This window comes from Myxococcus sp. AM011 (genome assembly GCF_013372595.1).
GTDB classification, from domain to species: Bacteria; Myxococcota; Myxococcia; order Myxococcales; family Myxococcaceae; genus Myxococcus; species Myxococcus eversor.
The window spans coordinates 41656-51775 of sequence record NZ_JABXEM010000043.1; the positions used below are offsets into that span (position 1 = coordinate 41656).

10 protein-coding genes are annotated in these 10120 nt (G+C 66.8%); 7 read left to right on the forward strand and 3 right to left on the reverse strand.

Going from position 1 to position 10120, the window contains the following annotated elements; genetic code table 11:
* The first annotated feature begins 106 nt into the window (after positions 1 to 106).
* From HUW62_RS11870 to HUW62_RS11890, 5 genes are all read left to right on the forward strand, one after another.
* Positions 107 to 994, forward strand: a complete 888-nt coding sequence (locus HUW62_RS11870) for a LysR family transcriptional regulator (RefSeq protein WP_176434488.1) — start codon at positions 107 to 109, stop codon at positions 992 to 994.
* A gap of 11 nt (positions 995 to 1005) precedes the next feature.
* Positions 1006 to 1767 carry an NAD-dependent deacylase gene (locus HUW62_RS11875; RefSeq protein WP_163864474.1) on the forward strand — a complete coding sequence of 254 codons (762 nt, stop codon included), beginning with the start codon at positions 1006 to 1008 and terminating at the stop codon, positions 1765 to 1767.
* Between the two features lie 204 nt (positions 1768 to 1971).
* Positions 1972 to 2565, forward strand: a complete 594-nt coding sequence (locus HUW62_RS11880; RefSeq protein WP_255203383.1) for a hypothetical protein — start codon at positions 1972 to 1974, stop codon at positions 2563 to 2565.
* Positions 2562 to 3482, forward strand: coding sequence for a type VI immunity family protein (locus HUW62_RS11885; RefSeq protein WP_176434490.1), 921 nt, complete (start codon positions 2562 to 2564; stop codon positions 3480 to 3482). The genes HUW62_RS11880 and HUW62_RS11885 overlap by 4 nt, the downstream gene beginning before the upstream one ends.
* A gap of 87 nt (positions 3483 to 3569) precedes the next feature.
* Positions 3570 to 4103: a hypothetical protein gene (locus HUW62_RS11890; RefSeq protein ID WP_163864739.1), complete on the forward strand. Its 534-nt coding sequence runs from the start codon at positions 3570 to 3572 to the stop codon at positions 4101 to 4103.
* Between the two features lie 106 nt (positions 4104 to 4209).
* Here HUW62_RS11890 and HUW62_RS11895 read toward each other — a convergent pair whose 3' ends face one another.
* Positions 4210 to 4554: a rhodanese-like domain-containing protein gene (locus HUW62_RS11895; RefSeq protein ID WP_163864471.1), complete on the reverse strand. Its 345-nt coding sequence runs from the start codon at positions 4552 to 4554 to the stop codon at positions 4210 to 4212.
* Between the two features lie 291 nt (positions 4555 to 4845).
* Here HUW62_RS11895 and HUW62_RS11900 point away from each other — a divergent pair, with 291 nt between their 5' ends.
* The gene (locus HUW62_RS11900) at positions 4846 to 5565 is read left to right on the forward strand and encodes an MBL fold metallo-hydrolase (protein WP_176434491.1); all 720 of its coding nucleotides are present in this window, start codon (positions 4846 to 4848) and stop codon (positions 5563 to 5565) included.
* A 17-nt stretch (positions 5566 to 5582) separates the two neighbouring features.
* Here the strand turns inward: HUW62_RS11900 and HUW62_RS11905 are convergent, their stop codons facing one another.
* Both HUW62_RS11905 and HUW62_RS11910 read right to left on the reverse strand, forming a co-directional pair.
* Complete coding sequence (locus tag HUW62_RS11905; RefSeq protein WP_176434492.1) at positions 5583 to 7028, reverse strand: HTTM domain-containing protein; 1446 nt, start codon at positions 7026 to 7028, stop codon at positions 5583 to 5585.
* Positions 7021 to 8244 (reverse strand): imelysin family protein, encoded by a 1224-nt coding sequence (locus tag HUW62_RS11910; protein ID WP_176434493.1) that lies wholly within the window; start codon positions 8242 to 8244, stop codon positions 7021 to 7023. The genes HUW62_RS11905 and HUW62_RS11910 overlap by 8 nt, the downstream gene beginning before the upstream one ends.
* A gap of 146 nt (positions 8245 to 8390) precedes the next feature.
* On the opposite strand from HUW62_RS11910, the gene HUW62_RS11915 reads away from it, so the two are divergent.
* A complete protein-coding gene (locus HUW62_RS11915; RefSeq protein WP_255203384.1) occupies positions 8391 to 9914 on the forward strand; it encodes a hypothetical protein in 1524 nt (507 codons plus the stop codon).
* Positions 9915 to 10120: the final 206 nt, after the last annotated feature.

Below are 10120 nucleotides of genomic sequence, written 5' to 3' on the forward strand. Positions count from 1 at the left end.
CCGTCGACGTCGATGGCGGAGACAATAGATTCGGTGGCCACTCACGACCATCGGGCTACAGTTCCGAGCACATCGGACAGAACTGTCCGCAATCGAGGTGTGACGCATGGACAGCCTGGGTTCGCTCAATGCCTTCGTGCAGGCCGCTGACGCGCGCAGCTTCACGCTCGCGGGGCGGCAGTTGGGGGTGTCTTCATCGGCGATTGGCAAGGCCATCGCGCGACTGGAGGAGCGGCTGGGCGTGCGCCTCTTCCACCGTTCCACGCGCACCATCACCCTGACGCCGGAGGGCTCGCTGTTCCTGGAGCGCTGCCGCCGCATCTTCTGTGAAATCGAGGCCGCGGAGCTGGAGCTGGCGCAGACCCAGGGCGCGCCGCGAGGCAGGCTGCGCGTCAGCATGCCCATCGTCGGAATGCTGATGATGCCCACGCTGAGCGCCTTCATGCGCGCGTATCCCGATATCGAATTGGACCTCGACTTCTCGGATCGGCTCGTCGACGTGATTGACGAGGGCTTCGACGGCGTGGTCCGCGCGGGCGAGGTGAGCGACTCCCGGCTGATGGCGCGTGTGCTGGGCACCTTCCGGCTCACGCTCGTCGGCTCGCCGGACTATCTGGCACGGAAGGGAACGCCGCGAAAGCCCGAGGACCTGAAGTCCCACGCGTGCCTGCACCACCGCTTCGCGAGCAACGGCAAGCTGGAGCGCTGGCCCCTGCGACGAGGGCGCAAGGAGCTGGAGCTGCCGACGACAGCGATCGTGAACACCATCGAACCGCTCATCTTCATGGCCGAGCAGGGACTTGGCATCACCTGCCTCCCGGACTTCGCCATCCGCCGGCAGCTCGCGGACGGCTCGCTCGTGACGGTGCTGGAGCAGCACAGCCAGCACCAGGGAACGTTCCGGATGCTGTGGCCGTCCAGTCGCTACCTGTCTCCCAAGCTGCGAGTCTTCGTGGACTTCATGGCGAAGCACCTCTTCGCCGGCAGTCGCTAGACTGGCTCGACATGCGCACTGATGAGACGACGTTGCAGCGACTTCGCGAGCGGCTCCAAGCGGGCGCCTGGCGCCACATCGTGGTGCTCACCGGCGCGGGTATCTCCGTGGCCTCGGGCCTGCCCACGTACCGGGGACCTGGTGGCCTGTGGACACGGCCTGGAATGGAAGAGGTTCCGGACGCGGAGCTGTTCGCGAGAGCGCCTTCGCGCATCTGGAAGCTCTTTGGTTCGCTGCGGGGACTCGTGCGAGACGCTCAGCCGAACGCGGCGCACCTCGCGCTCGCGGACTGGGCACGCGGGCTCTCGGAGGACCAGCGCTTCACGCTCCTGACGCAGAACGTGGACGGGCTCCACACCCGCGCGGGCAGTCAGGAGGTGGTGGAACTGCACGGCTCGCTCTTGCGCACCTGCTGTTCCCAGCCGACGTGCACGCAGAGCCCCTTCGAGGACATGTCACAGCCCGACGAGGCCCCGCCGTGTTCCGTGTGCGGTCACCCTCTCCGCCCCGACGTCACGCTTTTTGGAGAACCTCTCCCCGTCGACGCGGAGTGGACGGCCAAGAAGGCGCTGCGCGACTGTGACCTCTTCCTCGCCATCGGAACGTCTGGGAGCGTCGCACCGGCGGCCAACTTCGTCCGGGGCGCGAAGTACGCGGGAGCCTGGACGCTCCTCATCAACCTCACACCCATGGAGCCTCGCCATCCTGACTTCGACGTCGAGGTCCTCGGGCACGCCGAGAAGATCCTCCCCGCTATACTCGGACACACTTGAATGAATTGCTCCCTTCCATTGTGTCTTTCACTTGTCCTGCTGACGGCCTGTGCCAGCAGCCCGAGCCGCTCCGGCCGTGGAGACCTGCGTCTAGACACGGACACCGCCGCGCGTCTTCGCCACGCCGCTGCGATGACGAGGAGCGCGACAGGCTCCGCCGCTACCCAGGAAGTGGCCTCGCAACTCGCCCGGCTCGCCCCGGTCATGCGTGTCTTGCTGAAGCAGGACAATGCAGTCGGTGAACTCGAGGAGCAGCTCGTGGAATGCGCCATCCAGGCGGAGCGCCAGATAAATGCCCACTTCTTCGGTGACCGCCCACCGACACGGAACGAATGTCTCGAAGCAGTAGATGTAGACACGTGTGGAAAGCCCGTCACCCGCGCCATGCGCCTGGGACAACAAAAGCACGCGCTCGCCCCCGAATGTGCTCGCGAGGTACTCGCCTCACTGTGGCCCGAGCCGTTCAGCATCGAGCAGCGCTATCGCTATTATCCCCATGCCCTGCTCCTTGAGACCGTAGGCCGGGAGGAGGAGGCACGCCTTCTTGCCCAGGGCTGCGGTCATGAACTCTGGCGCACCATCAAGCCAGATATCGTTCTGCACGCGAATCGCGACCTGCTGCGGTCCGCAGTCACCCTTGACTTCAAGTTCCCCTGCCCGGACACGAATCTTCCACAGTGGACGCGCTATGGCGCCAACAGCGCCTATGCCGGAAAGGGTCAGGGCGAAGTCTATGAAGCAGCCCTGGGCGGAGAGGCCGTGATTGTCTCCCCGCGCGTGGGCGTGGTGCTTCGATGAGCGAGAACATCCCAGTCATCCGTCTCCGGACAAAGAGTGGAGTGCTGGTGGCTCGCGACGGAGTGGTTCTCTCCTTCTTCATCCATCGCAATCATGAGGACGTAGCCCCCGCCATCTGGCGCGCCCTGCGGACCTACGTTCGAGCCATCCCTCCCAACTCCCTGAACTGGTATTCGTCTGATGACGGAGACATGGTTCCACTGGACGATCAAGGGTGGGAGCACAATCGCAAACAACTGCTTGAACGTTCGTGGGGAACGGCCTGGGTCGTCGAGCTGTTCGAGAATGCAAGCGAGGCCGGTGGCTACCAGTTCGACTATCACGGGAGACGCATTGATGAGCGCTCCTGGCCTACCCCCCAGAATCCAGCCACGAGCGTGGCCTTTACGTTCCCCACAGAATACCTGCGGGCCCATGGCCCCGAACATCTGCGTGCCCTGGCGCTCGAAATCGCCCGGGAGTTGCCCTTCAGCTTCGGCTACGCGAGCCTCGCGTTCGTCTCGCCACATGGCGCCTGGTATGCGGCCCGGGCGGAGCTCCTCGATCTCCTCACGCGATATATGGGCCTGGACCTCTACCATGTCGGGGAAACCAGCACTGTCATCGGGGCGCAGGCGAGAGGGGCCTACTGGCTCACCTTCCTGGGGCAGCCGTTGCTCGGGCAGCTCGGCGGCATTGAGCGACTGCGGAGAGAGTTGGCATTCCCGGGGGTGTCCCTGTTGCCCCTCCCCGAGGAGCGGCTGTTGATTTCCCTGGGGGAATGGCCGGATGCCCTCGACACGAAAGCAGAGGGCATCCCTCCGCAGTACCCCGCGCTGGCATATCTGCTGAAGCCCTTCCTCTATGAGGAACGCTCCGGTGGGTTCTCCTTGGACAAGGACCAGATGAATCGGTGGCTCCGTCGCCTCTGCCCATGAGACAACTGGTCCCATGCCTGCGGGCAACCAAATCGTATTAGAATGGCAGGCATGAACTGTCTGGGTCTTCGCGCAGCACTGTCATGGATGGCCGCCGCCCTGCTCCTCACCGCGTGTGGAGGCAGGGACGCCACGGGAGAATGTCGAGGCAAACACCTGGGCGTGTCCGTGAACTGGCCCATCGATGGCGAGGCCTCCGTTTTCGTGGACCTCAACATCGGCGACACGGTGTTCTTGACCTACCTCCCGCGCGGTCATGCGGGCCTGAAGACCTTTGGCGCGGAGATCAACCTGCTCGATGGAGAGAGCAGCACCTCGCGAACGGTGGCGCTCATCAACAGGGAGCTCCGCCTTGAACCGGAGGACAACCCGCTGGTGGTCAACTGGGAGGGCACCCGGGACACCGCGTCGGAGTCCGGGAAGGGTTTCCACGCGGAGACTGGAGTGCCGGCGAGGGGCTCCGTGACGATTGACGTGGTGGACGACGAGCACGCCGCCGGGCGCTTCGTCTACCACTATGAGAATGGCGACGAGCTGACCTGCACCTTCGACGCGCCGACGCCAGAAGCCGCCGAAGGCATCTGGGGCGGTGGCGGCGACGGGGATGATGACGACGACTGAAGAGACTCGAAGCCAGGCGGATTGAATCAACGACCGCCGCCGACGCCATGCGCTGGGTGGGACGAGCGGTCGTCCCGGATGTCTCCAGAGGCGCGGGCTCCGCGCATCACTCCCACGCCGACATGGGGCCCAGGTTGAGGACCTGCTCGAAGCCACGCTCCTTCAGCAGCTTCTCGGCGCGGGCACTGCGGCCTCCACTGCGACAGTAGATGACCACGGGCTTCGCCGGAGCGCCCAGCTCCTCGAGTCGCTGGGACAAGTCATCCACGGGGATGTTCACCGCCCCCGGAAGGTGACCGGCGGCGAACTCCTCGGGCGTGCGGACATCCACCAGCGTGGCTCCGTCGTCGACCCAACGGTGGGCTTCGTCACGAACCGGCCGCTGCTGGCTCGCACAAGCCCCCAGGAGGACACCCGCGAGGACGGCCGCGACAACGAGCGTGGACTTCATGGACGAATCTCCGAGGAATGGGGTTTCAGTGAAGTGAAAGCCACGAGGGCGCACGAACGATTCAGGACCTTCGCGCGAGCCCCTTCTCCCACGAATCGTCCCGCGAGCGTGCCTGCTTGATTCCACACAGAGCGGGCGGACATGTGGCTCGTCTGAAATGCCCCAGGAGCAGGGAGCGTACCCCTTGCCTCCTCGGCTGCCGTGTCGTGCCCGAGCAGGTCGCATCCTGAAACGGGGCGAGCGTGAATCCTCAGTGCCCCTTCACGACTCGCAGGGACAGGAGGCTTCGACATGATCTTCCGCCAGCTCTTCGATTCCGAGTCCTCGACCTACACCTATCTCCTGGGAGACGAGTCGACCGGTCAGGCGGTCCTCATCGACGCCGTGCTGGAGCAGGTCGACCGGGACCTGCAACTGGTGCGCGAGCTGGGCCTCACGCTGACCCACGTCTTCGACACCCACGTGCATGCCGACCACGTCACCGCCTCCGGTCATCTGCGGGAGCAGACGCGGTGCAAGGTGGTGGGTGGTGAACAAGGCGCCACGTGCGCCGACGTCCAGGTCCGCCACGGGGACCACGTGCGCATCGGCCAGCTCGACTTCCGGGTGCTCGCGACTCCGGGCCACACGGACGACAGCGTCAGCTACCTGCTGGGAGACCGCGTCTTCACCGGAGATGCCCTGCTGATACGCGGCAACGGCCGCACCGACTTCCAGAACGGGGACCCCAGCCAGCTCTATGACAGCCTCACGCGAGTCCTCTTCGGGCTCCCGGATTCGACGCTCGTCTACCCCGCCCATGACTACAAGGGCCGCACCGTGACGAGCATCGGCGAGGAGAAGCGGCACAACCCCCGCGTGGCCGGGAAGAGTCGCGACGAGTTCATCCACATCATGGAGCACCTCGACCTTCCCAAGCCGAAGAAGCTCGACGTGGCCGTTCCCGCCAACCGCGCCTGCGGACTCACGTCGCCAGGAGCGGCGGACACGGATTCACATCTCCATTCCTAGCGTTCAGGGAAGTGGAATCAGGCCCCCGGTACACGCGCGTGCGAGGACCTCGCGGGGCGCAGGTGCACCGGCGGCCCCTCGGGGGCGGGAAGAATCCACGCCTTGGGACCCAGGCCATCCTCCTCCTTCGACAGGTCCACCGTCGGGTCCACCAACGGCTCCGACATCCGACCGTTCAAGGACACGCGGACATCCGCGCGGACCTCCACCGGATGCTGGGTGGTCGCCTCGAAGTCCCGGGCGATACGGTGGGCCAGTTGCAGGATGAGGTCCGGCTGCACCGCCATCTCCCGCTCCTGGAGCCGCGTGAGGTACTGGCTGGGCGACACATGCCACTCACGTCCGGTGACGCTGTCGCGCACCATGAACGTCGCGCTCCCATTCTTCTCCCGCGTCATCACCCGCCACGAGAAGCGCATCCCCTGCTCGTGCCAGAGCACGTTGCCACCGTACGCGTGGGTCCTCAGCGGGAGCACCACCTGGAGGCACGCGTAGACGACCGCCACGCCGAGCACCACGCGGCCCTTCCAACCCGGTGCCCTGCCCTCCCCGACCACGGGCACACTCACGGAGACAGGACTCCGCCGCACCCTGGCGAGGAGCGTGCGCGGCCACGACGGGTCGAAGAACACCAGCGCCCCGGTCACCATGATGAAGGGGAACATCCCGATGGGGAACAGCGCCGACGTCGCGGCGTGGAACCCCACCACCACGACGTACGCGAACGGCCGCGTGCGGCGCCACATCAGGAACAACACGATGGTGCTGTCGAACAACATCCCGCCCCACGCCGCCGCATACGCCACCCAGCGCTCGTCCAGGAGCGGGCCCACCCACGGCAGCCCTGTCCGGGCGGACAGCCAGATGTTGAGCGGCTGCGCGTGCACCAGCCAGTCGGTGGTGACCTTGGCCAGCCCCGCGTACACGTAGACGATGGACACCTGGAAGCGCAGCAGCACCGTGCACCACGCCGGCAGCCAGTCCTGGCGAAGCTCCGGCCGGCGCCACGCGTCCACGGAGAACGCCCGATGCGCGGGCACGAAGCTCATCAGCGCCAGCAGCAGGCTCACCAGGTAGTAGTGGTTGAGGTAGTTCGTCACGTCGAGCAGCTGCACGTAGGCGAACACCCCGAACAGCAGCACCACCGTCACCCGGTAGAACAGCCCCACCATCAACAACGTCCCCAGCACGCCCAGCGCCACGAAGAGCGCGGGCATCCACTCACTGGGGAGGACCGGTACCCAACCGAATCCCCAATAGGTGAAGCGGACCCGGGGCTGCGCGAACAGGACGCCCACCCAGCCATAGGCCAGGAAGCGCACCGACGACACGGTGATGAGCAGCCCCAGCGCCACCCGGAACACCGCCATCGCGGCGATGTCCCGAGGCGCCAGGAGCCACGCCCAGACCCGTGCCATCCTTGGGTGCGCGGACGTCACGTCGCCAGCGGCCACGTCAGTCATTGTCTCCCTCGAGGCCCGCGGGAGGCTCCAGGTCCAGCGTGGAGATGAAGTCTGTCTTCAGCACGTCCGTGACGCCCTTGAAGGCGTTGTAGACCGCCTGCACGGAGGCCTTGTCCTGAGCCAGCGCCTGCCGCAGGTCCTCCTCCTCCACGGCGGCCAGCGAGGCCTCGGCCTCCACCACTTCCTGCCGCATCCGCGTGGCCACGCCCTCCGCGCCCACCTTCACCAACACGTCGTCGAAGCCCGTCCCGGAGAAGTCCGGGCCGCAGCCGTCCACGATGCGGCGGAAGCCCACCAGGTTCAGGTGGAGGTTCTTCTTCGAGCGGCCCGCGAACTGCGACTCCAACAGCTCCGGACACGTGTCGGAAGAGCAGTCGCGCAGCCCCAGCGGACGCGCCAGCTTCTGATCCTTGCCCTCGCGCTCCACGTAGAAGAGAGCGTCACTCATCGCGTTGAGCGCCACCTGGGTCGTCGGGTACACCGTGTTGCCCGCGCCCGCCGTCGCCAGCGTCTTCAGGAAGTTGCCACCCTCCGCCGCCCACGCATCCACCAGCGCCTGCGCGCGCGTGCTCACGTCCGCCCCGACGACCGCCGCGTAGGCCCGCTTGCGCGCCGCGCGCTCATCCGCCGACAGCGCGGCCCACGTCCCCTGCGCCACGATGGCCGAGTTCGCTCCGCACGCCGTCTCCGCCCCCTCGTAGAACAGCAGGTACTCCAGCGCGAGGAACCCGCGCCGCGTCACCAGGCTGGTGGAGAAGCTGGGGGACTCGTAGCTCTTGGAGACGAGCTGCTCTTCGATGGAGCAGCGGCTGTACAGGGGGAATGAGTAGATGTTGTCGCGAATCTCCCCGCCCCCCGGGCTGATGCGCGGCGCCGCCGGCCCCACCTGCATCGGCTCCAGCACCTGCCAGACGTCCATCGCCTCATGGAACGCCGTGCGCGCCGCGGCCAGCGTCGTCGCGTCCGAGGTGTCCCGCAACGTCGCGGTCGCCGCCTGAAGCGCCGCGGCCTTGGGCTGGAACTCCCGCGCCTCCCCCAGGATGCACTCGCCCGTGGCGCTCAACAGCTGCGCGCGCACGTCCGTGCCATCCACGGGCGGAGGATCCACCGGCTTGGGCCTGCTGTCGCTGCACGACACACACAGCAACACGGTGAATGCCAAGGCCCTCGCTCCCAACCAGGAGGGCACATCGAGTCGGGTCCGGGAGATGTTCATGCCTCCCGCATTACCAATCACTTTTGAGACTGACAATCATTCTCGATATCTTGACTTGGAGAAACGCACGGCCTAGGGAATGGCCGCCTTCCTCCGCCGAATATGAGAATAACTCTCATATTCAATTGGACCGACCGGGATTGAACATGTCGAACCAGACGAGAACCCCCCGCTTCAAGAAGCTTCTACCTACCCTGCTGGTCATGGGCCTGACGGCGACCTGGATGGGGGGCTGCGGCGACGACGACGAGGAGCCCACCCCGACGCCCATCCCCGACGCGGGCACCCAGACGGACGCGGGCACCGACGCGGGCACCACTCCTGACTCCGGGACGCCGACGGACGCTGGCACCGTCACGCCCGACACGGACCTGGCGTTCGTGCGGCTCAACGCCAACGGGACGGTGGACAACACCTTCGGCGCGAGCGGCAACGGCATCTCCCGGTTGAACCTGAGCACGGCCAACGGCTCGGTGCGTGACTCCATGTGGAGCATCACCCGCGACGCGCAGGACCGCCTGGTGGTGTTCGCGACCAAGAAGGCGGAAGGCACGCGCACGGACTCCGACCGCGCCATCGTCCGCCTCACCGCCAACGGCGCGCTGGACGAGACGTTCAACGCCAACCCCGGCGCCAACTCGCGCAAGGGCTTCTACGGGCTGGATATCGGCGGGTTGGGTGACTCCGCGCGCCACGGCATGGTGCAGGCGGACGGGAAGATCGTCTCCGCGGGCTACCTGTCTCAGCCCTCGGGCGTTGGCGCGCAGTCCGCCAACCGCATCGTGATGCTGCGCCTGGATGAGTCGGGCACGGTGGACAGCACCTTCGGCTCCAAGGGCGTGCTGAACTCGGCGCCCTTCGCCACGAACGACGCGACCCGCGAGTGGGGCATCTCGGAGGCCTACGCCGCCGTGCGCCAGTCCACGGGTTCCTACGTCACCACCGGCTATGGCCGCGCGGCGGGCGTGTCCGGCAACACGGTGGACCTCATCTCCTTCCGCTACAGCGCGGCGGGCGTGCTGGACCCGACGTACGGCACGAACGGCTCGTTCATCCTGGACCTGGCTGGCGACAATGACCGCGGCCGTGACGCGGTGGCGCTGAAGGACGACCGCACGTTCATGGTGGGCAGTGGGACTCCGACGACGAGCAACATCGACGCCATGGCGGTGCTGCTGACCGCGGACGGCCAGCCGGCGGCGGCGGACGGCTTCAACGAGGGCGTGAAGCTCTACTCCTTCGACCGTCCGGACGAGGCCTTCTTCAACGTGGCGCGGGCCGACGTCGGCACCGAGGAATACGTGGCGGCCTCGGGCTACCGCGCGGGTGGCGGACAGGACGACGACGCCATCCTGCTCATCCGCAACATCACCACGGGCGCGGAGTTCGCGGCGCCGGTGCCCTTCTCCGAGACGGAGAATGACCGCGCCTGGGGCGTGGCGTTCAGCCCCGAGGGCAAGGTGTACGCGACGGGCTTCGTCACCGAGGGCGGCGACAACCGCTTCGCCGTCGCTCGCTTCAACCTGGATGGCACGCGCGACACCACCTTCGGCACCGGTGGCATCGTCACGGTGAACATCATCGCCGGCAAGCTGGATGAGGCGGCGCGCGGCCTCGCGGTGCAGTCCGACGGCAAGATCGTCATCGCGGGTGCGGCCGAATCGCAGTAGGCATCCACGCGGTTGACGGCGGTCGACCTGGGCCTGCGGGGGAAGAGCGCTCCCCGCCGGCCCGGTCGCTCGCCGCGCACTTCAGCACGTTCCACCGGGAGTCTTCGTCGTCATGGGTGCACCGACCTTCGCTGTCGCAGTGGTCTCCTTCATCGTCTCCTCGTCGGCCGTGGCCCAGACGCCCCCGACACCCGAGCAGTCCCCTC